Below are 22,971 nucleotides of genomic sequence, written 5' to 3'. Positions count from 1 at the left end.
GCCAAGCCTCAGACCTTGTTTGAGGAAGAACGGTTCACACTACTGTCACTGCCGATAACTGAGTGTTCATTTAGCCCATTACCCGTTCGCCAGTCAGTTGTGCCGATAGAAAGCTTTCAACATCCTTTATCTACTTATGATGCGCTGTTGGAGGTGAGAGCATGAACATACAGATGACTCGCATCGAAGCGGCTTGTGAATCCTTAAAGCTCAACACGATAAGTAATGAATGGGCTGGAATAGCCAAAACAACGCTAAACAACGAGCAGAGCCTTGGGGACTTTTTAGAATCGCTACTGAATGTAGAGCTGGAAGCTAGGGCAGAAAAAACACGAACAGCACTGATGAAGTTCGCTGGCTCCCCAATGCAGAAAACCTTCGAAGAATACGATTTTACATTCGCAACTGGCGCACCGAAGAACCAACTTCGAGAGCTTACGGGGCTTGCCTTTATAGAACGAAAAGAAAACATTGTCTTGCTTGGGCCAAGTGGTGTTGGTAAGAGCCACTTAGCCGTGAGCCTTGGTCAAATGGCTGTGCAAAAAAGCATTAAAACTCGCTTCGTCACGGCGGCAGACTTAATGTTACAGCTAGCCACAGCAAAGAAACAGGGCAGACTGGAGAGCTACCTTAAAAGAAGTGTGCTGGCACCGAGGCTGTTAATCGTCGATGAAATCGGCTATCTCCCATTCGGTAGGGAGGAAGCAAACTTGTTCTTCAACGTCATCGCCAAGCGCTACGAACAAGGCAGTATTATCGTGACGAGTAATTTACCATTCTCACAATGGTCTAATGCGTTCGCTGATGATACGACTCTAACGGCAGCCTTGCTTGACCGCTTATTACATCACTCTCATATCGTTCAGATCAGTGGCGAGAGTTATCGACTAAAAGGCAAAAAAGCAGCGGGTGTCCTACCAGCAATATTAGACACTGGAAATAAGTGATCTTAACTATGTGGGTGGGTCAGTTTTAGATCGGCGATAACGCCGTAAAGTGGGTCAGTTTTAAGTCGGCGTTGACAAGCCCTCAAACTGAAAACCTTTAGACTTCAGGTCAGTGAAAACTTTAACGACTGCAGAGGTAAAAATAGGAATCAAATTTAGGTAGATCTGCTTAATTGGGTATCGCTCAGACTTCGCATAATCTACGATATCGTTAAATTTGAGCTGCTCATCCAGTTTCCTGAGTAATTCATCTTTTTGGGCAGGTCTCATTCTGTTTTCTAGGAAAGGAGAGCCTAAGCTTTTATCAAGACGAAACAAAACATCCTCTAACTTATAGTAATATTGCATAACTGGTGGTCTATCACAGACCCTATTGCTGGCAAGTAGAAATTCCGCGCCATTGTTTCTCTCTAGACCACCATTAAGTAGCATTTCCTTATTCCAACTAATAAATAGATCATGATCTCTATGATGGATTGCGTTACGAATAAGTATTAACAGTGCCGTATCGGCGTGCTCAAAGTAATTAAAGTCTAATTTAGTGACATCGTATAAGCTATGAAATGCCTCTAGCTTTGCTTCAAAAGCGCGGTCTAGGTTGTTAATTGCTTCTTCTTTATCTACTAACTTTAGCCGTTCAAAGTTAAACCTAGCTTCAACATACATTCTCATGGTGTTAGATAGCTTATCTACTGCAATTTGTTTTATTTTCATCATTGTTAATTGTTTCTTCATTAAAGCTAACATTTATTAGACGAAAAATTATCGTTTTTCATCCTTCGTGATGCAATCATTTTTATATTAACTCAACTGATAATCAATAATTTATGACACATGAAGGGAAATTAGACTGCAAGATGTCGCCTAATGACGGAGTGTACAGTTATCAAATCAATCGAATAAGTTTTGGTAGGGTAAACGCACGCCCTCTGAATTGAGTAGAGTATTTAATCTAAGTAATTTTGGGGCAAAAACCACTTAGAGCTTTTACTCGAAATTGAATTTCAGCATTAGCATAAACAACGCGTGTTCACATAAATATGAAGATACAAACACAGTGGCTCAAATCATTTAGAGCACAACTACTGAACGCGTGAAAACACTACGTTTCGCTCATTTCGATTATTGCGCTCGTTTATAACTAGATACGAGTGCAGCACTCTAAAATACAAACCTTTAACAATAGTCTTCTAGGCTCGCCACTTCTTGCATCTAACTGCGCTAATTTCAAAACAAAACAAATGTATAACATTGGAGATATATCTAAAGGCATACAATTGAAATGTATAACATCACACATATATCCATATTAATACATTAAATTTTATTTCCACTTCCAATCATATTTAATTGAGTTTGTTTTATATATTCAATTAGCGTTTCATCATCCATATCAACTAACGAAAGAACAGCAGCTCTTATAAGACTGGTATCATTCACTGCTTTTAAGCTACCTAAACGCTCAACTACCGCATGTGTACTATTAATATTTAGAGAATTAGTGCGCTCGGTCAGTAAATCTCGCTCAGTTTGCAAAAATCTAACCGCTTTAGGATTCACAGTTGACGTGGAAACTTTACCAAATAAATTCGACCTTATATCCTTATCCTTTAGGACTGAAACATTAGACAAAATCTCCTTCTCAAGGCGATTCTTCAAAGCCCTTTGCTTAGGCTTTAATCTCTCACCTGATTCTTCAAGCTCTGTCAGATAGTCGAGTTGTTCTTTAGCAGAAAGAGAATCAAAATCAACACTCATTATCAATAACCTCCTTCGCAAAATTCTTATAATACATAGCGGTAGTACTACTAGGTTTGTATACAGAAACTGGTACGTGATCTAATTCAGCATTTTCAAAATCTGATTGACGATGCCAAACTGTTGTTTGGGCGATGTTGTGTGGAAAACGCTCAGCTAGATATTCAAGCCCATAAGAATAGGTTGACTTTACTCGCTTATCGATCCCAACAGGTAAAATTAGGTAGTCTATTTCGTCTTCATCGATAAATTTGGCATCTTGAATATGTTCAAGTAGAACATCTATTCCTTCAAAGCTACGATCTGTAAATGTTGTAGGAAAAATGAATTCATCAGCAGCAATAACTGCATTCATCGACAATATGCTGGTCTCTGGACTCGTATCTATCAGCACAAAATCAAACCTATCTTGAACAGATTCTAAGTGTCTAAGTAAACGCTCTTCACGTTTAGGCAAACTAACCATGTCCATATTAAGTTTTGACATAACATCACCACCACGAGCAGGGATAATGGACAGGTTTTCTTGTTCATCCCCCTTGATGATTGCAGGATAAATAGCCTTGTCTATGTCGAACTTACGATCCAACAAAACATCAGCAACATAAAATTCTGTTTTATCTCGTCGTAAAAAACTAGTTGCATCACCTTGACCATCAAAATCTATAACTAAAACCCGCTTACCTTTTTGTGCCAACTCATAAGCAGTATTGACTGTTGTTGTGGTCTTTTTAATTCCGCCTTTTCGTCCAGCGATAGTAATCACTCTCATAGAAACCCCGTATACTATAGTTATATACTCACTGTGATACATTCAAAATGTATTACAACTGGTATACATAAGGAAAATACATACGAACACCATTATAGTAATGAAACCATGTAGGAAAAGCAAGGTGTATCATCCATAAATACATGCAATGGTATACATTTAGAATGTATACCATTGCATGTATACTGTAACATATACCACAACATCCCAAAGAGCGGCGACTACACCCCGTTGGGACTCCTTTTATAAGGCATGGTTTGAATATTTGAGGAAAGGAAAGGGAGACTATCACGAGTTAACAGCTCAAATAGTGTCAAGAGATGTGAAAGTCACCCTAAATTTACTAAACGGTGTGTACCTCTTAATGAAATTCTATGTTCATATGGTATTCCCGCTATGGCTAAGCTATGAATTAGAATATGTTCTGTACAATCCTTCTTTGCATTGTTTGCAGTAATGAATGCGGCGAGGACTACCACCGTTATCAAAACCGCGCTCCCAAATATTACGAGAGCCACATTTAAAACAGCTAATGCCTTGTCCTTTCGTTGGATTATAATTATTCATATACTCATCAACAGTAGGCCACTCTTTCCATTTATTTGTAATGTGTCGTTGATAAAGAAAAAAAACACCAACCCCACCTACTAGAATAAGAAACAATTCCATAAAAACCCTTACAAATCACACAAATAAATTAACTATTTTATCCAAATGATAGCGACATCTGGAAGATAATATTATACCCACTCTCATTTTAAAGTTTGTTAAGTAGTTGGGATATATTTAAAAAATAAATGTAATTAAAGTTGGTCGATGCTCAGTGGTACGAAAACTCACGTTAAGCGTTAAATTTGTCCATTAGCTCGATTTTGGGGTGCTTAAATGGGTTCTCGCTTACAACTCCAACGTACGATTATTTCCGAATTTTGAGGCGACCCTGACCCGAGAAAACCCTCAATATGTAGTATAAGTGACGGCGTAACCAAGCAGGGATAAATATATTCTCGCATAAACCCTTTCTAATATTGAAGATCGATATCGATCAAAAAAGATCCTATTTACTGTCACTTTTCATGAGTCGCAGTGCGACGAATACAGAAATGCGCTCGCTTTAGCGAGTAAGAGACCATCTAAACGGTTCTGAAAACGTTTAAAAGTTCGGATAAAGGTGAGGGCACAAAAATAGCCTTCGCCCTGCTAGAATTTTATAGACGGCTTTGGTTGAATAAATCTCGGATCTTATGTTGTTGTTCCACGAAATCATACGTATATGCGCAATAGTCTCCTGTCGGATGACAAAAGAAAGGTTCAGCGCAGCCAGCTAGAGCGATAAATAAAAGTTTGTGTTTATAGTAAATGCTGGCTGAGGGTACTTTGGAGCGGAGCGACTTCTTCTAATGGGATCGATCAAGTTGGCCGTGGGCGAATGAGACTGACGCGCTATCGCTTGTCGGCTTCACACTGGCTCTACATGCAAGCATATAGCAGCCAGCGCGAACCTGAACTATCGTGAACACTTTTAATATTTATGTATTTATTTATGTATATACGAAGTTTAACTACGTAGTACACATAACCGCAGTCTATTTTTCAGTGACCTTTTTTCACTATTTTCTTAGTCCCTTTACTTGCACTATCTTTTGAAAAAAAACAAAGTTATAAGTCTAAAAGACTGACAAATCCGCTGAAAGACGTTGTGGCCACTGTACTATAAACAACATAATTGCTCACTTTTTGTTCTTTGCTGCGATAGGGACGTGCGAAAGCCTCCGCCGTTAAGCGGATACAAGAAAAAATCTAGTGTGGAGCAGGAGTAAACAGTGAAGGTTCGTAGCCACCAAACAGTGACGTCACCTTGTTAGCGTAATCATTTAAACGCGTAGCATTAAAGATATCTTGTACGCCTGATGCAATAGTACGGAAGCTAAGCCAATCAAAACGTAGCCCTTTCTTTTCCATACGCTTACGTGATGCGATAATAAGGGTGCAAATTTCTTTATAGCGAACGACTTTAAGATCTTGGAAGAAACCTTCTGAAAATTGTTTGTAAGCTGCTGCACTACGCACCGTACCTTCAACATCATCAACACACACGTTAATGCGTTCAGTTCGTAGATAATTAGCGCGCTTTAGATATTTCATTACCTTAGCGAATGACTTAGGGGAAATGTATTCACCCCAACGGAGGACGTAATCCTCTTGCAACTGGTCATAGCTAATTGTTTTTAGTCCAGCAAGCGTTGGCAAACCAATGCGGCCACCAATCAGATCCGTGTTTGGTAAGATACAGGCTAAGGTTTTAGAGATCAGCGTTCTGCATTGGATGTTATTCACCGCAGCGCCACCCCAAGCAAAAAGGGCAGGAAAGCGTTGAGGGTTATCGATAAACTCCTGACAGGCTTTTAAGATAAACGCATACTCATGAGGCAGATTGACTACTTCACCACTACGTAGCAAACGGCGACAACTAAAACCGATGGTAAAGTTTTGATTGGTTTCTTGCTGAACGACGATCGTTTCTTGAAAAAGATCAATCAGCTCGTGCTTACGCGCTTTGCGCTTCGCTCGATACGCTTTATCGTATTCAGATTTGGTCAGGCTAGGGGAGGTGTTATCTGCTAACATGCGACTCGCCCTCAAAGTCATAACCTAAACAGATATCGCCTGGATAGCTATTATCATTGATGGTTATTACTTGAATGCTAAGTCTAGTTTTATCTTGCCTCTGGCAAACACAGTTCATAATGAACATAATTCGATTCCTGATAGATTTTTTGGGGTTGCTTAGATTGGTAGTCCAAGCAGAGAGTATTAAATCTACAGAAGATCTCTTTAAAGATCAAACACTAATTTTTGACGCAAAAAAGCCGCCCACTATCAGGAAAGGCGGCTTTTTGCGAATGCTTTTAGTCGAGGTACCACCCTCAACACATTCATGTTCAAAAAATACACTACATAGAATACTATGTAGTTAGCGTGCTATGTAATGCACTTTTACTTTGAACACGTTTATTGTCACATATTTACTTGATTTCATCAAAGATATTTTTGTTTACTTTTAGTTTTTTTCTAAGTACGAAGAGTGCCAAACCACTTGTCCAACAATAAAGAAATCTTCACCATTATCCGCGTACTTAACAAATTCTTCATCCCTGAAATCATTGTTATAGCTACGAATAATGATTTTTTCTGGCGTTTCTATGAGCATTTTAACTCGCAGTAAGTCTCCCTGCCTTATGACATACATCATTCCATCTTTGATGGCTTTTTTGTTTGTATTCAACGCCACAATCGAACCGTCTGCCAAAACTGGCATCATCGATTTTCCCGATATTCTGATACAACAAATGTTATCCATACCTTCATAATTAACTATGTTTTTTGGCATCGGATATTTATCCATAGATTCATCTTCATTTGAGTGCCCATTACCAGCACTCGCATAAACATCATGATAAAACTCAACTAAGATCACACTGTTACTCGCGTATTGTTCTTCACCTAACAATAGCCACTCTGCATCAACATCTAACAACCTTGATAAAGAATCTAAGATATCACCAGAGGGGATGCTATGCCCTCTTTCCCATCTTGATATGGCAACTTTTGATAGCGATAAACTCTGAGCCACGCTTTGTTGTGTAAAACCTTTTAGCTTACGTTGTATTTTTAACCGATCACCAAATCTCATACATATACTATAGCAAATGTGAATTTTGTTTATTTGACAGCATCACCACCACTAGCAACATGACAATATTGTTTACAATGCGCGTTTTATTGTTTACTTTTCTAGTTTGTTTACTTATCATCCACCCATGATCATTCATACAGCCTTTTAGCTCTATGGGATCTAAGTTTTTAACCAAATAGGATAGACCTGTGCCTGACAAATCGAAGTCTATTAACGTGAATGTCGCCGTTAATGAACACAACAATCGACTTTTAACGGCATCAGCAAAGAAGAATGGACGTGCAAAGTTACGCGAAGCAGAAGCAAGGCTTGCGCATCATTTAAACGTGTTTGGTGCTGATTGGGCGCAAATGAAAGTGCCCAAATAATTTTTTTGTCGTCGTTTAGCTCATTTTAAGCTGAACGGCGAAACAACCCATTATGGTTGAAGTTCATTCCTTGAGCGCTAAGAAGGGCGCGGGCTGGAATTAAACAAGTCCAAAAAATGCGTGCAACAAACAACTAGGCTCAACCATAAGCAAAGCTGCTCTAGCCAAGTGGTATGAATTGTGTTCATACATAAGCGAATCAACACAACATGGGTATTGAAAGATACCCGCCTATTTTCAAATACGGGAACACTCCCTCATCCCGTATCTCAAAGTAGGCTCTTTAGGAATAACCACCATGCTAAAAATAATGTACGGCATACTCCCTTTTGAAAGCCAGCTTATGCTTGGCGATATGAAAAACCATGATGAATTAAAAACGCTCGTCGGATTTTCCTTTCAAGAAAATGCGATCATCAACACTAAATTCATTGCTGATACAACTGATGGAGTCATTTTTTCCGCATTAGTGACTAACAACAGCAAGGTTAACTACCCACTGTTCGAAGGTCGCATTGAATCAGTATTCATAGATGAGCGGCAACAGCGATTTTCAACGACAACAGTTCCCTTACAGTCAGACTCTTCAACCCGTATATTCATAAAACTTCACAAACAAAATCGAAAAAGAACTCGTCAAAAAGGTGAAGGCCAAATACTGAGTAATGCGGAGCGAAAGCGAATCAGAAAAGAGAATAACCTCTGCTTGAACGAAGCTAACTGGAAACAGTTCGTGCGTAAGCGTAAATCGGTTCTCAACCTCTTTTTTAAAAACGCAAAGGAGATAGAACCAAACGTTTATCAATAAATTGAAGGAAATCTTCAAATGAACATACCCGCTCGCTATCCATCAATAAATCAGCGTCGTCGCCAAAATGAATCCGAAAAAATGAAGTCCATCATGGCTGCTCGCCGTCAGATAGAAATTATCGCGGAGCTGCAACAAGCTGGATTAGATATTGGTGATTTAGGCGATAACTCACTACTCGTTATTTTAGGAGTTAAACAATGAAGAAGCTCGTTTACATCGCTGTGCTTACATGATGAGTAATGACAATCCTCAGCTACGGCATAACATCGCATTAAAAGGTGAAGATGCCGTATTTGGACTGCCTTTGCCCTTGTTCGCCTTTGCTCTCGTTGTCAGTGTGTTTGGTACTGGCCTATTAATAAAAAGCCTCAACGTGTTGTTGGGGCTTTTTTTCGGCGCTTTACTCACGCTGGCCGTGTTCAAACCCTTACAGCTTATCCATAAAAACGACCTGCAAGCATGGCGAATATGGCAAAGCGTTATAAGAACCCCGCGCTTTTCTTCCAATCAAATGAAACGAAAGAAAGTGCTTATTCAAACCTCAAACAGTCAATGTTTGGATTTTCAACAATGGAGAAATAAACGATGAAATCGTTATTGAGTCGTGGCTATTGGGCGTTGATGACTCTGTTATGCTCAACATCCAGTTATGCCAACTTTTCACTTGGTGGGGGAGGGGATTCCGGTATCTTCGCACCAGTAGCGGCATTCTTTCAATCCGTCACAGACTTTATCGGCGGAACGGGTGCAATGTTCGTTATTTTCCTGTCAGCCTGCGGTGCTATCACTATGTGGGTTCTGATGCCTAAAAATGCCGGCGCGGCAATTGCGTGGATGTTCCGTGCAATTATTGGCGGTATCTGTTTTTTTGGGATGGGGATGTTAGTTACTTGGATCAAAGGATTCTAATATGACCGCGCTCAACACCCAAATTCCACTCTATGCGCCGCTTAATGAAAAAGCGGCGTTGTCATTTTCAGGAAGCGTGATAGGTGCATTATCGCTTAGCGGTGTTGAGCCTGTCTCACTCAGTCACGATGATAAAAAACGCCTAACTCAATTGTTAAGAAGCGTTTTACAGCGATTACCGTTTGATTGTTCTCTGACTCAATACTATTGGCACTCAAAGAGTCAGCCAATCGAATTTAAACCCCGAAAGAACCGTAGGGCGAACCTCATATCAACACGACGCGCTAAGTTCTTAAATGAACAGCGTGACTTGTACGTATCAAGCCTCTACTGGGTTGTGGAAATCAAAAACCAAGAGAGTTACCAAGATACAAACAGTGATTTTGTGGTCTCACTTTTCCAAGCCATTTTTGACAAGAAACACCGTGAGCGATTGATACAAAAAATATCAATGTCTAATGCGTTAATCCTGGAAGAAAAGCGGTTAATGGAGCAATTAGAACAACTCGATGAAGCCCTTGATAATGTTGCCCTTGGCCTATCATTTCGTTCATTCGATAACGATAGACTTAGTGCGGACAATCTCTTCCAGCTTCAAAAATCATTGGTTCATTTATCCCCTGAATTTTTACGCAGTGCTCAGAAAGCCCCCAAACAAGATTGGGATTGTTATTTCTCTGACGTAAACGTTGAGCCGGTGATAGTCGATGGAGTGCATTATCTCAAGATTGAAGGGGCTGAACCTGTTTATGCACGTATTGCCTCTGTGATTGGGTGTGGCGTGAAATCAGTACCAGAATCTGCATGGGTTTCTGATTGTTCGCCAGTGCTTGAAAAAGGAAACTACCTATTTTTTACACGCTTTACTCCTTTTGACCGTAAAACCAAATTATCGATGGTAAGTGATAGAGAAAATGACATTTACCGCGATCAACTCAAAATATCGGATTTTGTGTTTGGCACAGCAGACCAAGCCACAATACAAGCTCGCATTAAGAGCAATCCAAAACTGAATGACATCATGCAGCAACTCGACTCGATAACGCACGACCATGATAACTATGGTGAGTGGGTTTCTTACGTCGTTATTTTTGGTGCTAGTGTCCCTACCGTCAAAGAGCGCGTTAAGCGTCTAAAAAGTGTTCTTGAAAACGCTGATTTTTACCTGTTGTGGGAAACGGTCGGCCTTTTAGAGGCTTACAAAACGCTGATGATTGGGTATTCAGGTAGCGCCATTCGTAGCGCTGAACTCAATACAACTCAAGCGGCGGCGCTCTCTTTATTTTTCCGAAGCCACGAGGGGATACCCTATTGGGATTTTGGCTTAGACAAAGAAGAAGCGGTTTATATTCTCGAAAGTGACGATGGTGTGCCATTTCACTACTCGCCATTTGTAGGGGATAAATGCTTAGTGATTGGAACAGGTCCAACGCGAAGCGGTAAGACCTTTTTCAAGCTCTGCATTGCCACTCACTTTGTCAAATTGGGCGGTATGTACTGCGCTATGGACATAGACGAAGGCAGCGAGCCATTAGCGCGATTTTTTGGTGATGATAGCGCCGTCTTCTGCTTAAAAAATACGACAGATACACAAGGTTTTAATCCCTTTGAAATGAGTGAAGGAAAAGGGGATGACGTTTTTGTGCGTCATATGATGCAGTTGATCCGTTTAATGTTATTAGAAAACGAAGCGGTCGAGCTGCAAACCTTAAATGCAGACGAACAAAAAGATATTGAGAAAGCCATTATCTTAACCATGGAAAAGACCGGCCATTTACGTTCATTCTCATCCATGCTCGGCCAATGCCAACAAAGTGTTAAAAATAAATTGAGTAAATTTAAGCGTGGCGGCATTTACGGAAACCTTTTTGATAACGACACGGACGCAATCGGCGCACTTGATAAACCTTACTCAGTCTATAACACGCAAGGAGTCAAAGATTCCCCAACACTGGCAAGATTAATCAATACCGAAATTTTTTTCCGAAGTGTACGCCTGTTCGAAAACCCTAAATATCGAACTCGTGCCAAATTCTTAGAAGTCGATGAATGCCAATACGTCTTAGCCAATGAAGGCGCTCCCGAATTTCTTATCGCCAAAGCTCGTACATGGTTCAAACATGGCGGTGGGATGGGTTTTTGGACGCAATCCCCTAAGCACTACAGCGAACTAAAGGAATGGTCAACACTGCGAAGTGCCGCCACAACGTTCATTTTCATGAGCGATCCTGAAATGAGTAAAGCGGATTATCAACATGCGTTCCCGTTCTTAACCGATTCAGAATGCGAAATCATCTTAAACCTAAAGCAGAAACAACAAGCCTTCATCAGACAAATGGATAAGAACATCGCCAAGGTGGTGAATCTCCATGTGGAAGATGAGCAATATGTGATTGCCACGTCGCGGCCACATGAAGCAGCTATAGCAAAATCCATCTTTGAGTCTGAGCCTGACGTTGATAAAGCGATAGACCTTATTGTTGAAGCGATTAAACGTTAAAAAGAGAGGGACTATGACTCAACACATTTTTATTGATTCCAACTATCAAGTCTTTTGTGGCTGGGATAGGCCATTGCAGGGGTATTTCTTGGTGATCACCATTGATGGGTTCGACGAGCCAAGTTACTCAAACCTCGATGACGCGATTTCACATCCTGATTCATTCGATCCCTTTTTAAAGGTGTTAGATAAATTCAGGCTGACTTTACCCGTTGGCCTTCTTGATGCCTTAGAAGAAGACAAACTCAATAACGTTGGCAATAAGCTCACCCGATGGTGAGCTTTCTTTTAGGAAAATGTTATGCGTAAAAAACTCATCGCACTGGCCTTAATCGCTAGCGTGAACGCCCCTAGTTATGCAGGATTCCCCGTCCTTGACGGCACAAACCTCATACAAAAAATTACCGAATACACGCTCTTACTGACCGAGTATGAACAAATTTTGCAGCAAACCGGATTAAACACCAATCAGTTACTCACCGCGCTCAATGAATATGAGCAAATGCTCAGGGAATACCAAGTCCTCTTAAACCAAGTTAAAGCGTTTGAGAGGAAGATAGATAGACGTGATTATCAAGCGGTGGCGAGCAGCGTTAACCGATTTTATGAACAGCATCAAGGCAAGCAAGAAGCTCAAAATACGGAGTCAGTCACTCGTCGCTATGGTGCTGTCACCCCCAAAGCCGATTTAGAAAAACTCGCTGATGATGCCTTGGGTTATATGCCTGATGACATTTATCAATCTTATACCATTGCCAGTGATTCAAACATTCAAGATCAACAACGTCAGCTATACGCAAGTCGTAATGCACAAAGCCGTAAAGATGTAGCTCATCTTGATGCCGAGCGTTTGAACTTAGGCGATCAAAGCGAGCTAGCAACGTTGCAAATGTTGGTTGAACAGAACCAAGTATTGATTGAACAAATCCAAAACGCGAATGAAGTTCAACTAGCGGGTATGACGTACTCCAATCAGCTTGATCAACGTGCTGCTCAAAACGAATACAAGGCAAAAATTGAACGCCTTAAACGCATTCAGTGGGAAAACGAAAACCCAATCGTTATCAATGAAAGGCCGCTACGATGAGTAAGAGTAACGATATTTTTAGAGATAATTTTGCAACCTACATAAACGAATTTGTTGAAGCGCTCATGGCGAACTCTGAAATGAACTCGTTTTTGATCATGTTTGCGACGTTCTTGATTGTCGTGTTGGCCTTCATTGAAATCTCAAAATTCATGCTGATTGGGTTTGAGTTAGAAAGTGTCGCTCAATCAATACTGATGGTGTTTTTTACTCTGATATTGATGAAAGGATTTCCAGCGGCTTTTGATGTGGCGCACCAAACCTTCGATAAATTAGGTTTGCTGATTTTAAGAATTGGTACGGGTAATGAGGATGTATTTTTCCTATCAAAATGGATCAATAAGTATCTCAATTATATTAACGGTGGTGAAGACTCAAGCATACTCTCTATGTCTGTTTTGGATGTGGTGTTCGCATTGATATGGCAGCTCATAGCATTACTTCTTCAAGCGGCCATGTTCCTTGTTGCTACATGGGCAACTTGGACGTTAGCGCTAGCTAAAATGATTGGCCTGTTCTTTATTCCTTGTCTCATTTTACCCGCCACACGACCTCTATTTGATGGATGGATGCAATTTACCGTTGCTTCACTACTTCTACTCGTCATATTACGCGCTGTAGGGGTGTTAGTTGCATTAAGTATCAAAGCGCAATTTGTCTCTATCGGTCTTTTAACCTGTCAAAACGGTCAAGCATGGGAGAGTTGTACTGTCGTTCAACGTGCAGGTTTTGGATTGAGTATAGGCCAATTAATCGGTCTTATAGTGAGCATGGCTATAGCAATTTTACTGGTTGCGGCTTCCATTGGCATTACAGGTCAAATAGCAGGGGGGATCACTTCACCAAGTAAATCTATTAGCAAAGGGATGGGGAATATGGCTGGAAAAATGGCCGGTTCTGTTACTGGTAAAGCTCTATCGAAAATATTCAGTAAGCTAAAATGAGGGGAATAATATGGATGTTTTAGTTAAAGATACCGACCAAGAGCCGCTTATCGATCCTAAAGCAGACGTGGTCGCGCAACTAAGAGCGGAGCGCAATCGCTGGTTTATCATTTCACTGGTTAGCCTATTTATAATGGCCTTGTTAGTTTGCTTTGCGTGGTATGCCTTCTCAAAGGCTGAGCGCAATCAAGAGGTTGTATTCGTTAAATTAGAGCCAAACGGGGCGTGGTCAGTGATTGATTATCAACCCGAAGACGGCCAACTCTACTTTAAAACCACCATTGACGCATTATTGGAGCGCTACAGTATCGACCGATACAAGGTTGATGGGGCGACGGTCGTTGAAGATTGGGCGCGAGCTGCTTCCTTTATGAGTCCTGAAATGGAGCGCTATTTTCTCGATAAAAACGGGTTTGATGCGTGGGGCAAGATAGAGCAAATCCAAAAGTCGAGCAATACGGCCACTATCGAAGTGCGTTACACCGAACATTACGATGAGGTTGATTGGGTCTCGACCGCAGGTGAGGCCAGTAAAGCGATTCGAAGCAATATTTACCTTACACGAACGCTAACAACCAACGGACGCAAAGGTAAGCCTGAGTTATTAGTGCTCTCTGTTCAATGGCGACTAATCAGTAAAGAAGCCCTTGTTAAAGAACCTCTCGAATCTTTACGCTACAACCCTATCGGCGTTGAGATCCTAAACGAACAACTTAAAAAGGAAAGAAGCAGTGAATAAATGGTTTATTACGCTGTGCTTAGCCGCCAGTTTACCAAGTTACGCCTCCGTGTGTACCCCCATAAAACATAAAGATGGGGAGATCATAAACATCAAGAGCGCCCTCCTATTAGGAGGGCGTATTCAATTACCGTCTAACCTAATCACCAAGCCTATTGTCTCGAACCCGCACCTTTGGGATGTAGACGGATTAGAAGGGACAAGCCAAATCGTTTTAAAACCAAACAGCAAGCTCGATGAAGGCAAAAACACCATGATTTTTGCCATGACCGAAGACGGCAAGGTTTACGACATTATGGCTTCACGTACCGCCGCCAAATACAACCAAGCATGTGTGCTTATCAATGCCGGTTCTCCTATCTATAGCAAAGAGCAAGAGCAGCGAATTTCTCAATTTGTCGTCAAACAAGCGCAACCAGTAATGCCTATGGGAATGAGCGTTGATACCCGCGTTATCGACCGATTAGAAAGCGAGTTACGCAAAGAAAAAGAGCAATCTAATGATCGCGTTAAAAAAGCAGTGATTGATGCCTTAAAAAAATACCAGTACCGAATTTACACCCGCTATGAGTGGAATGATGGTTCTGATTTTGTTGGCCGTGATGCCATTGCTGACGTGTACGACGATGGACAATTTACTTACATACGCTTAGCCAATCCAAATCGAGGAATTCTGAGCGTTGAAACGGTAATCGGCGGTAAGAACGCGATTGCGCCAACTCGATACGAAGACAATTACGGGATCTATAAAGTTACGGGGATTTATCCAAAGTTCACCCTGCGCATCGATGACGTAGCGATTGAAGTTGAACGCCGAGACAACCGCACAAAAGGAAATACTTAATGGCAGAAGAAAGTGTCAATGAGCAATCTCCCCAATTCAGTACCAAAGCAAAACGCTATCTAGGGGGAGCATTTGGTCTTATCTGTTTGCTTTTCATTATCGCCATTTTGATTGAGCAACTATCAACAAAGACGGAATCAACGGAAACTCAAGCTGCAACAACGACGGACAAAACGATCCCCGCCGATGTGTCCTCACAAACCTTTAATAAAGTGCGTGATGATCGAGAAAAGGCGGCTGAGTCAGTCGATGTGGTACAGAGCCACAACCCTATACCATCCAGCTTTTCAAATATGACTTCAAACATCGCTCTTAGCCAACTAGAGCAAGAAAAGCAAAACATGGAAGCCTTGGAGTTTAAACGAGCGGCGTTAGCGTCCAGAAGCGCGTGGGGGCTTATTGAGCCAGAAAAAACAAGCCATGTTGTAAACGTTCCTGTTTCAACGCCCACGTATAAGAGTGATTACCGTCCAGACGATCAGTTATCCAGTGATGACCAGCGCCAAATGATTGCACAGCGATTAAAAGACGTGGCTATCTTGAAACAACAAATCCAAGCCGGAAATTACTCAGCGTTTGAAGCCCAAGAGAAAACGCAAACCCTGACTTCATTAGAAAACAGTTTTTCACCACCACCGCCTGAAATAGTCGGTTTTACGGATGAAAACCAGTACAACGCCAGCACAGAAGGACTGCTGAAAATTCCTATTGGCACAATCATTCCCGCAATCACCGTAACCAAAGCAAACAGCGATATGACCGGCACGTTTAAAGGCATGGTTTCGCAAGACGTTTTTGATGTGACTGGCGAGTATGTGCTCATACCAAAGGGAGCGGACGTGATCTTAAAAAGCGTCCGTATCAGCAATCCTAATGAAGTCATTAACCCACGAGTGGGAACAACCGTACCGTGGATCATCTTACCCAACGGCAACAAGATTGATTTATCCAAATCAACCGGACTTGACCGAGAAGGCTTGGCAGGAATTAGCGATCAAGTTGACCGCCACTTGCTTGAACAATTTATGGGGGTTGCCGCTTATGCACTGATTGCCAATGAAACCAGTTATTCCGGCTCAGGTGCAAACAATGACAGCTCTTATGAAGGCGAGGTATCGCAAGGATTGCGTGATCAAGCCTCACCATTGGCGCAAAAGTATTTAGCTTTAACTGCCACCAATACCATTAGAACAGGCCAAAGCATGAACGTGATTGTCGAAGAAGAAATCTACCTCAAGCCGTGGCGTAACATTTATGAGGATTACCTGTGAAACGTCCATTACTTTTATTGCTTGCAACCACGCTTTTTAGTGGTGCAAGTCATGCAGTCGAACGATTACCCGAAGTCGATACGCTTCAAGTCTCCGTTCGTACAATCTACCCGCCAGAGCTGACTAACGTAGAAGATGCCGTTGAATGGTTAGTTGAGCCTTTAGGTTATTACGTTGTCACGGAATTTCCAGCGCCAGATAGTGCAAAAGTGCTACTCGCACAACCTATTCCAGCCGTAGCGAAAATGCACCGTACCATGCCAGTGCTTCATGCCTTACAGCTTTTGATTGGCAATCAAAACACCATCATTGTTGATAAACAACATCGTCTCATTTCATTTGCAAGGGGGCACTAATGCGCCAGCTCGTTATTTTGTCCTTAGTGGCCGTGGTTGCTGGATGTTCTTCACCAGATTACAACGGACAAGGGGAATACTTTGAACTCCAAAACGTCAACGTGATAGAGCGTGATTTATCACTATTCAAACCCACTCAACTGCTCTCTACTGCGTCCGTGAAGTCTTCGATTCAAAACGGTCAGAAATCAAAAGCCCCAACAACCACCTTTATTGTTCGTCATGGCGAACGCTATCAATCCGCGCTTATTCGTTGGCTCAATAACGCCGGTTATCAAAATGTGGCGTGGTCTATGGGCGAAACCCGCCTTGCGGCTATGGATACCACTCCTCAGAACGCATTGACGTACAGCGGCAGTTTAAAGCAAGCGGTTAGCGAGCTTTCATCTGAATTAGGTTTTCCTATCCACGTCACCACGGATGAGAAGAACAAGGTTGCAGGGATTTACGATTTTGACGGCGGCGCTCGAATTACGCACGTTAAAGGGAAATCCATCAAAGAGGTGACTGAACGTATTGTTAAGGCTTACGGCCTACGTTGGGACGCCAGTAGCGGTTTATCACGTAGCTGGATTGCTCCAAACGATTACCAATTCGGCGCAGATTACTACCTACTCACGGCCAGAGACGACATTGATACGGCTCTAACGATTGTGCTTGAAGATTATCCTGTCTATTCATCGATAGTGGAATCAACAGGCCAAGTGATTATCCAAGAGGATTTATAACCCATGAAAAAAATAATTGTAAGCGCACTACTTAGCGCTCTAATGATGGGCTGTGCCTCTCAAGAGTTTGATGATGCTATGGCATTGAACCAATCAGTTCAAGACACCATCACAGAAAAAACCACCTTAAAGAAACCCTCGAAAGTCACTTACATTAAAAAGCCGCCGGTCTTTTTATCACCCGTCGTTGAAGAATACGATCGTGAATGGCTCAAAGAGCCAATCACGGTAAATGTTTCTCAAAGGCCGCTTTCGTTAGTGCTTGAAGAAGTCATGTACGGCACAGACGTGCCGATTTACTTTGGTGAAGGGGTACTGCCAAACAAGGCAGTGACACTGAACTTCTCACAACAACGTGAAAACGTGTTGAATCTGGTTGCTCGTGATACCGGCTACGGGATTGAGTTTCGCAATGACCGCCTTGAAGTGACCAAAACCATTACTCGCGTGTTTACTCTAAATATTCCAACGGGTGAAGCATCGGGACAACTTGGCTCGCAAGGTAACGCATCGGGAGAAGATTCGGTGCGCATCGAAGGCCAATATCTCAACGTGTTGTTTGATGAAGTCACTATCACGCAAGAAGTCGCGGATACCATCAAAGAATTGCTCGGTGGTGAAGATGACAAAGAGAGTACAGTAACAGTGTCAGTCAACACCACGACACTGATTGTGAAAACCTCGCCTGACAAGATGCAAGAAGTTCAGCAAGTGATTGACCATTACCAAGCGGAGCTTTCTAAGCAGGTGCTACTCGATATTCAAATCCTAGAGTTTCGCTCAAACCTTGGCACAGAGCGTGGTATCGATTGGAACGTAGTCAAGAACGTGGGTGACGGTACGCTACAATTTTTCGTGCCAGGTACGAGTACCATTTCACAAGGTGCAGGTTACGGCATGGCCTTTACAGGAACGGGAGATTGGAGCGGCACACAATCGTTCATTAAGGTACTTGAGAAGCAAGGCAGCGTTTCAACCCAAACGCCTGTTACCGCGCTTATCCTGAACAACCAACCAGCCAAAATCACACAACAAATCGTTGAGCCATATGTCGATGAAATCACCAGTGACAGCAGCGAAGGCGTGGTATCGGGTGGGTTTACTCGTGCAACCGAATCCGAAGGTATCGATATGATGGTCTCGGCTAAAGTGCAAAGTGATGATGTGTGGCTACGTCTTTCCGGCCAACTGCAAAAGATTGTAGGCCGTGAGAACCGTGAGATTTTTGATAACCAAGCCAATTTCTTAACGGTGCAAAAATCGGAAATCAACTTTGTGAATAAGTTGCGCTACGGGCAAACCTTTGTGATTGCTTCAGTAAAACAAACCACTTCAACCGCAGAGCGTACTAAGAACTTCTGGTCGTCGATGTTTGGTGGGACAGGCTCAAACGAAGAGACTGTCGAGACGTTGGTACTGCTTACGCCGCGTAAGGTGCAGTAAGGGGGCTTTATGATTTTAGCTAATCGAGCGCTGCTCTATAGCGCTAAACAGCTTAAAACGCACAGGCAACAACATCCTGCGCGTTTTGAGCGCATCATCGAAGAGGACGGGGTTTATTGTCGATATTACAGCGACGAACCCGCGTTACTCTTTGGGGAATACGTCCTCAATCAACTCAAAGCACAAGGCGACCCAATGGGTCGCTTTGTTTTTGCGCAAAAGCTCGATGAAAGCTTATGGTTTTTCGCTTCATTTGAAGAAGGAAAACTTGAGCAAGAAAGTGTTGGCCTACTGGATGCACTGACGCATGAGTTTGATTATCCACTACGCAAAGCTGACCGCATTATTGTGACCGATAAAGCGTTTAGCGGTCTTTTTAGTGATGAACGCCTTCTCATTATCGAACCTCTCGTGCTCGATGAGATGGAAGCTTTCACGCTGCAAGCCAAAAAGACGCTGACCGTAAATAAGTTGGGAATGGTCATGCTTGCGGCGTTGGTATTAAGCGCCGCTGCGGGTATTACGCTCTATCCAAAGCCTGAGCCGGTTGTCGCAGTGGTTGACGATGCCAAAACGCGCTACAGCAAAACGCACCTCAGCTATGCAAAACCCACGGATGCGTTAATGAGTAGCGTGAATTTGTTGATGGATGCCAGCCTAATGCCGGACGGCATCGAAGCAAAGAAAGTGAAGGTAAACAATCAAACGGTCTCGATGAGCATTAACGAAGACAATATCGCCCCCTCAATCAAAAGGGCGTGGATGGAGTCCGTACCGTCATTTGCTCAGCATTACCAAGATAACAACGTCACACTGTCACTTGATAAACCCAATCCTTGGCAACCTTACGCCGTTAAGGGCTACAGCGAGCAACTACAAGATGCGCTTTTCTATCTTGGTGGCACATTGACGCAAACCTCAGAGCAGCGCATCGATGATGCACGAGTTCGCACGTATCTACTCAATTTCACCGGCGACGTGGGGCAAATCCCGTTGCTTGCGCAATTGCTTAACGTGCCTTTTGTTACCGTGAGTTTTCTTGAAATGGAAATGAACGACTCTTATCAAATCACCACTTTGAACATGACGTTAGATGTTCAAGGAGAATCTTTATGACACCGGAAACAACGAAAAAAATAAGAATGGCCGTACTTGGTGTGCTTGGCCTTTCCATGGTGGGTTACATGGCGTTTGAAGCGCTTAGTGGCTCAAGCTCCACTCCTCCGCCAATTTCATCAAATGTCAGTGAGCCTAACTTAGATTTCATGGAAGAAGCAGCCTCATTGCCTCCTGCCCCGAAATTTGAAGAAGCCCGTGAAGAATGGCAACCAGAAACCGCCTACGCGCAACCTGAAACGCAAACCACGGTTATCACTTATCAACCTTCACAAAAAGCACAAGACGTACTGGATGCACTAGAAGCAACGTACATCAGCAAAGTGAATACCGACAAAATCACGGCGCAAATCGCAGAAGAGACCACAAAGCAATCTCTTGATGCTATGCAGCCACAGGCTCAAAAGCTCGTAGAGACTGCACCGCCAGTAATCGAGAACGCCTCGGTGATTGATGCTATTCAGGTGAAAAGCATTGTTGTGACACCAAAGCGATCAACGGCATGGCTGAGCGTGAACGGTGAAAACATTCCTGTGCAATATGGCGTGTGGGTTGGGGATGTTCGTGTCGTCAACATCACCAAAGACTTTGTGCGCTTTGTGAATAAAAACGGTGCTGAATTTACTAAACATGTTCCATCGAGCGCCGTGATTCAAACACAGCAAAAAGGAGAGGGAAATGAACCATTCTAGTGTCGTTGTCAGCGACCAACTCAAATCGCTCTACTTTACGCACCAAAATGCGGTACTGCTTGAAGATGGGACGCTTCTCACTTCTGACTATGACAGTGCCGCTATTGAGTTAATTAAAAACCATATCATTGAGCGTAACGATGAGTACCCCGAACTCCTCGGCGCGGTCATTCGAGTGGATAAGACCGATAGCTCAACCATTGCAGAAAAAATTGAAAGCCTCTCAACAAAAGGCGTTCAGTTTCAGATGCAAAATGGGGATATATCCACTATCGGGCAAGACGCAAAAAACATCTTGCAACTGGCCGTTAAGCGCGGTGTATCCGATATTCACATCGAACTCTACGGCAATGAAACGCGCATCATGGCGCGTATTGATGGGCGTATGGTGGAACTGCAAAAGACCATCCCTGAATACAATTATGGTTTAACGCTGCTGTCTTATCTCTTTAATCAGCTCGGTAAAGATCAAGATGCCGACTTTAGCCCTAAAGCTCCAAACAACTGTCGTATCGAAATTGACCTCATTACGCCAGATAAAAACAGTGAAGGCAAAGATATTGAAGTCGAACGCGAGACACGCTGGCGTGTCAGTTATATCCCCGCACAAAACAACGGTGGTCAAGTAACACTTCGTTGGCTCAATAAAAACACCACAATCCCCTGCCTAGAGGATTTAGGATGGGAAGAAGGGCATATAGAAGCGATTCGACGCTTTCTGAGTAGCGCTTATGGGGCACTGCTATTGGCGGGGCAAGTGGGGAGTGGTAAATCAACCGGCATTGCGGCCATGTTAAGCGAAATGAAAGGTTCAGGTCGCTCAATGAATACGCTAGAAGATCCAGTTGAGTTTGATATAGGCGTGATGCAAACATCAGTCAGAAGCACTGACGAGTTGAACAACTTTATTAAACTGCTACTTCGTCATGACGTTGATATTGAAATGCACGGTGAACTTCGTACTCAAGAAGGCGCTATGGCCGCGTGTCGTAAAGCCGAAACTGGTCAGCTTGTATTTTCAACCATTCACACATCAAGCGCAGTGGGGATCGCCCACACGCTGAATGAACAAATGGGCATACCGCTGGCGCTGATTGCAGCGCCAGAATTGATGAAAGTTTGGGTTTATCAAACACTGGTACGCACGTTATGCACAAAATGCTCGCTGACGATGGAAGAGGCAAGCCCGCTTTGGTCTGAACGTGAAAATGCCCAATTCAAGGCATGGAGTGAACACAATCTAGTTAGCCCATTAATGCGCTTTAGAAACCCTAACGGTTGTGCTTGCTGCAACCACGGGGAGAAAGGGCGCACGTCATTAGTGGAAATGATTTTCCTTGATGATATTGATCGCCAGTTCATCTTAAATAAAGACTATCTCAAGTGGGGGCAAGCCCTCAAAAGTAAGAATTATAAAACGGTACTCGATCATGCCAATCTAAAAATTGGCCGTGGTAAAATCGACATTTTCACGGCGGCAGAACGAGTAAATGGTCTATTTGAACGTTCATCAGATTCAATCTATGACTCATTCTTTACTGCGATAGATGCTCCCGTCGATAACATCGTCGAGAGTGAAGAGGTCGCGCCATGCTAAAGAAAAAAGAAGAAATTCATTTTTTCGATAAAGTGTTACGCCTCTCTAACGCGGGATTGATGCAAAAGCAGATTGCAACCCAAATAGAGAAGTACGGTACAGCCAAAGAAAGAGCGATTGCAAAATCATGCCTTCAAAGCATTGCGCGAGGCTCTGGCTTTTCCCAAGGTCTCAAGCAATGGGTATCAGCCAATGCTTACCTGAGTTTATTGGGTGGTGAAAAGACCAGTAACTTTGAGCAAGGTTTACGGGATGCCATTAGTGCGTTGAAAGTCGATGAAGCCAGCGGTTCAGCGATTGCCAAGGTGCTAATAAAACCGCTGTTTGGTGTATTGATATTGTTTGTTATCAGTGCGCTATTAGCGGCTTATGCGTTCCCGTCACTATCAGAA

At 42.8% G+C, this 22,971-nt stretch carries 24 protein-coding genes and 1 pseudogene; 20 read left to right on the top strand and 5 right to left on the bottom strand.

What is annotated here, in order from left to right; genetic code table 11:
• The first annotated feature begins 161 nt into the window (after positions 1–161).
• The gene (istB, locus tag RH88_RS09095) at positions 162–947 is read left to right on the top strand and encodes an IS21-like element helper ATPase IstB (RefSeq protein ID WP_005595208.1); all 786 of its coding nucleotides are present in this window, start codon (positions 162–164) and stop codon (positions 945–947) included.
• A gap of 60 nt (positions 948–1,007) precedes the next feature.
• Here the strand turns inward: istB and RH88_RS09090 are convergent, their stop codons facing one another.
• The 5 genes from RH88_RS09090 to RH88_RS09065 all read right to left on the bottom strand — a co-directional run bounded on the left by RH88_RS09090 (position 1,008) and on the right by RH88_RS09065 (position 7,171).
• Positions 1,008–1,682 (bottom strand): hypothetical protein, encoded by a 675-nt coding sequence (locus RH88_RS09090; RefSeq protein ID WP_138944276.1) that lies wholly within the window; start codon positions 1,680–1,682, stop codon positions 1,008–1,010.
• Positions 1,683–2,264: 582 nt separating this feature from the next.
• A complete protein-coding gene (locus RH88_RS09085; RefSeq protein WP_005595205.1) occupies positions 2,265–2,705 on the bottom strand; it encodes a hypothetical protein in 441 nt (146 codons plus the stop codon).
• A complete protein-coding gene (locus RH88_RS09080; protein ID WP_005595204.1) occupies positions 2,695–3,477 on the bottom strand; it encodes a ParA family protein in 783 nt (260 codons plus the stop codon). The genes RH88_RS09085 and RH88_RS09080 overlap by 11 nt, the downstream gene beginning before the upstream one ends.
• A gap of 1,800 nt (positions 3,478–5,277) precedes the next feature.
• The gene (locus RH88_RS09070) at positions 5,278–6,105 is read right to left on the bottom strand and encodes a hypothetical protein (RefSeq protein WP_005595201.1); all 828 of its coding nucleotides are present in this window, start codon (positions 6,103–6,105) and stop codon (positions 5,278–5,280) included.
• 433 nt (positions 6,106–6,538) lie between these two features.
• Positions 6,539–7,171 (bottom strand): XRE family transcriptional regulator, encoded by a 633-nt coding sequence (locus RH88_RS09065; RefSeq protein ID WP_005595200.1) that lies wholly within the window; start codon positions 7,169–7,171, stop codon positions 6,539–6,541.
• 191 nt (positions 7,172–7,362) lie between these two features.
• On the opposite strand from RH88_RS09065, the gene RH88_RS09060 reads away from it, so the two are divergent.
• From RH88_RS09060 to RH88_RS08970, 19 genes and pseudogenes are all read left to right on the top strand, one after another.
• On the top strand, positions 7,363–7,542 hold the full coding sequence (locus RH88_RS09060) for a TraY domain-containing protein (RefSeq protein ID WP_005595199.1): 180 nt from the start codon (positions 7,363–7,365) through the stop codon (positions 7,540–7,542).
• A 298-nt stretch (positions 7,543–7,840) separates the two neighbouring features.
• Positions 7,841–8,350, top strand: a complete 510-nt coding sequence (locus tag RH88_RS09055) for a hypothetical protein (RefSeq protein ID WP_005595198.1) — start codon at positions 7,841–7,843, stop codon at positions 8,348–8,350.
• Between the two features lie 18 nt (positions 8,351–8,368).
• A complete protein-coding gene (locus RH88_RS09050; protein WP_005595197.1) occupies positions 8,369–8,554 on the top strand; it encodes a hypothetical protein in 186 nt (61 codons plus the stop codon).
• A gap of 28 nt (positions 8,555–8,582) precedes the next feature.
• Positions 8,583–8,942, top strand: a complete 360-nt coding sequence (locus RH88_RS09045) for a hypothetical protein (protein ID WP_005595196.1) — start codon at positions 8,583–8,585, stop codon at positions 8,940–8,942.
• Positions 8,939–9,262: a hypothetical protein gene (locus RH88_RS09040; RefSeq protein ID WP_005595194.1), complete on the top strand. Its 324-nt coding sequence runs from the start codon at positions 8,939–8,941 to the stop codon at positions 9,260–9,262. The genes RH88_RS09045 and RH88_RS09040 overlap by 4 nt, the downstream gene beginning before the upstream one ends.
• 1 nt (position 9,263) lies before the next feature.
• Positions 9,264–11,762 carry a VirB4 family type IV secretion system protein gene (locus RH88_RS09035; RefSeq protein ID WP_005595192.1) on the top strand — a complete coding sequence of 833 codons (2,499 nt, stop codon included), beginning with the start codon at positions 9,264–9,266 and terminating at the stop codon, positions 11,760–11,762.
• A gap of 13 nt (positions 11,763–11,775) precedes the next feature.
• Positions 11,776–12,042: a hypothetical protein gene (locus RH88_RS09030; protein ID WP_005595191.1), complete on the top strand. Its 267-nt coding sequence runs from the start codon at positions 11,776–11,778 to the stop codon at positions 12,040–12,042.
• A gap of 21 nt (positions 12,043–12,063) precedes the next feature.
• Entirely contained in the window at positions 12,064–12,849 is a 786-nt protein-coding gene (locus RH88_RS09025) for a TrbJ/VirB5 family protein (protein ID WP_005595190.1), read from the top strand.
• Entirely contained in the window at positions 12,846–13,793 is a 948-nt protein-coding gene (locus RH88_RS09020; RefSeq protein WP_005595189.1) for a type IV secretion system protein, read from the top strand. The genes RH88_RS09025 and RH88_RS09020 overlap by 4 nt, the downstream gene beginning before the upstream one ends.
• Before the next feature lie 10 nt (positions 13,794–13,803).
• A complete protein-coding gene (locus tag RH88_RS09015; protein ID WP_005595188.1) occupies positions 13,804–14,532 on the top strand; it encodes a VirB8/TrbF family protein in 729 nt (242 codons plus the stop codon).
• Positions 14,525–15,376, top strand: coding sequence for a TrbG/VirB9 family P-type conjugative transfer protein (locus RH88_RS09010; RefSeq protein WP_005595187.1), 852 nt, complete (start codon positions 14,525–14,527; stop codon positions 15,374–15,376). The genes RH88_RS09015 and RH88_RS09010 overlap by 8 nt, the downstream gene beginning before the upstream one ends.
• Entirely contained in the window at positions 15,376–16,647 is a 1,272-nt protein-coding gene (locus RH88_RS09005) for a TraB/TrbI/VirB10 family type IV secretion system protein (RefSeq protein ID WP_005595186.1), read from the top strand. Before RH88_RS09010 ends, RH88_RS09005 begins: the two co-directional genes overlap by 1 nt.
• The gene (locus tag RH88_RS09000; protein WP_005595185.1) at positions 16,644–17,003 is read left to right on the top strand and encodes a hypothetical protein; all 360 of its coding nucleotides are present in this window, start codon (positions 16,644–16,646) and stop codon (positions 17,001–17,003) included. The genes RH88_RS09005 and RH88_RS09000 overlap by 4 nt, the downstream gene beginning before the upstream one ends.
• Positions 17,003–17,731 (top strand): hypothetical protein, encoded by a 729-nt coding sequence (locus tag RH88_RS08995; protein WP_005595184.1) that lies wholly within the window; start codon positions 17,003–17,005, stop codon positions 17,729–17,731. The genes RH88_RS09000 and RH88_RS08995 overlap by 1 nt, the downstream gene beginning before the upstream one ends.
• A 3-nt stretch (positions 17,732–17,734) precedes the next feature.
• Positions 17,735–19,174 (top strand): hypothetical protein, encoded by a 1,440-nt coding sequence (locus tag RH88_RS08990; RefSeq protein WP_005595183.1) that lies wholly within the window; start codon positions 17,735–17,737, stop codon positions 19,172–19,174.
• Positions 19,175–19,183: 9 nt separating this feature from the next.
• Positions 19,184–20,290 (top strand): hypothetical protein, encoded by a 1,107-nt coding sequence (locus tag RH88_RS08985; RefSeq protein WP_005595181.1) that lies wholly within the window; start codon positions 19,184–19,186, stop codon positions 20,288–20,290.
• Entirely contained in the window at positions 20,287–20,982 is a 696-nt protein-coding gene (locus tag RH88_RS08980) for a hypothetical protein (protein ID WP_005595178.1), read from the top strand. The genes RH88_RS08985 and RH88_RS08980 overlap by 4 nt, the downstream gene beginning before the upstream one ends.
• Positions 20,969–22,579, top strand: coding sequence for a GspE/PulE family protein (locus tag RH88_RS08975; protein ID WP_005595177.1), 1,611 nt, complete (start codon positions 20,969–20,971; stop codon positions 22,577–22,579). Before RH88_RS08980 ends, RH88_RS08975 begins: the two co-directional genes overlap by 14 nt.
• A pseudogene (locus RH88_RS08970) lies at positions 22,573–22,971 on the top strand (hypothetical protein); the annotation flags it as partial. The gene RH88_RS08975 and the pseudogene RH88_RS08970, both read left to right, overlap by 7 nt.

The sequence above is a fragment of the Vibrio scophthalmi LMG 19158 genome (assembly GCF_000222585.1).
GTDB classification, from domain to species: Bacteria; Pseudomonadota; Gammaproteobacteria; order Enterobacterales; family Vibrionaceae; genus Vibrio; species Vibrio scophthalmi.
The sequence above is the reverse complement of the archived record's forward strand: the minus strand, read 5'-3'. Positions and strand labels throughout refer to the sequence as shown.

Coding starts and splice junctions, on each gene's coding strand:
- istB (WP_005595208.1), top strand. CDS start 162: ATGAACATACAGATGACTCGCATCGAAGCGGCTTGTGAATCCTTAAAG.
- RH88_RS09090 (WP_138944276.1), bottom strand. CDS start 1,682: ATGAAGAAACAATTAACAATGATGAAAATAAAACAAATTGCAGTAGAT.
- RH88_RS09085 (WP_005595205.1), bottom strand. CDS start 2,705: ATGAGTGTTGATTTTGATTCTCTTTCTGCTAAAGAACAACTCGACTAT.
- RH88_RS09080 (WP_005595204.1), bottom strand. CDS start 3,477: ATGAGAGTGATTACTATCGCTGGACGAAAAGGCGGAATTAAAAAGACC.
- RH88_RS09070 (WP_005595201.1), bottom strand. CDS start 6,105: ATGTTAGCAGATAACACCTCCCCTAGCCTGACCAAATCTGAATACGAT.
- RH88_RS09065 (WP_005595200.1), bottom strand. CDS start 7,171: ATGAGATTTGGTGATCGGTTAAAAATACAACGTAAGCTAAAAGGTTTT.
- RH88_RS09055 (WP_005595198.1), top strand. CDS start 7,841: ATGCTAAAAATAATGTACGGCATACTCCCTTTTGAAAGCCAGCTTATG.
- RH88_RS09050 (WP_005595197.1), top strand. CDS start 8,369: ATGAACATACCCGCTCGCTATCCATCAATAAATCAGCGTCGTCGCCAA.
- RH88_RS09045 (WP_005595196.1), top strand. CDS start 8,583: ATGATGAGTAATGACAATCCTCAGCTACGGCATAACATCGCATTAAAA.
- RH88_RS09040 (WP_005595194.1), top strand. CDS start 8,939: ATGAAATCGTTATTGAGTCGTGGCTATTGGGCGTTGATGACTCTGTTA.
- RH88_RS09035 (WP_005595192.1), top strand. CDS start 9,264: ATGACCGCGCTCAACACCCAAATTCCACTCTATGCGCCGCTTAATGAA.
- RH88_RS09030 (WP_005595191.1), top strand. CDS start 11,776: ATGACTCAACACATTTTTATTGATTCCAACTATCAAGTCTTTTGTGGC.
- RH88_RS09025 (WP_005595190.1), top strand. CDS start 12,064: ATGCGTAAAAAACTCATCGCACTGGCCTTAATCGCTAGCGTGAACGCC.
- RH88_RS09020 (WP_005595189.1), top strand. CDS start 12,846: ATGAGTAAGAGTAACGATATTTTTAGAGATAATTTTGCAACCTACATA.
- RH88_RS09015 (WP_005595188.1), top strand. CDS start 13,804: ATGGATGTTTTAGTTAAAGATACCGACCAAGAGCCGCTTATCGATCCT.
- RH88_RS09005 (WP_005595186.1), top strand. CDS start 15,376: ATGGCAGAAGAAAGTGTCAATGAGCAATCTCCCCAATTCAGTACCAAA.
- RH88_RS08995 (WP_005595184.1), top strand. CDS start 17,003: ATGCGCCAGCTCGTTATTTTGTCCTTAGTGGCCGTGGTTGCTGGATGT.
- RH88_RS08990 (WP_005595183.1), top strand. CDS start 17,735: ATGAAAAAAATAATTGTAAGCGCACTACTTAGCGCTCTAATGATGGGC.
- RH88_RS08985 (WP_005595181.1), top strand. CDS start 19,184: ATGATTTTAGCTAATCGAGCGCTGCTCTATAGCGCTAAACAGCTTAAA.
- RH88_RS08980 (WP_005595178.1), top strand. CDS start 20,287: ATGACACCGGAAACAACGAAAAAAATAAGAATGGCCGTACTTGGTGTG.
- RH88_RS08975 (WP_005595177.1), top strand. CDS start 20,969: ATGAACCATTCTAGTGTCGTTGTCAGCGACCAACTCAAATCGCTCTAC.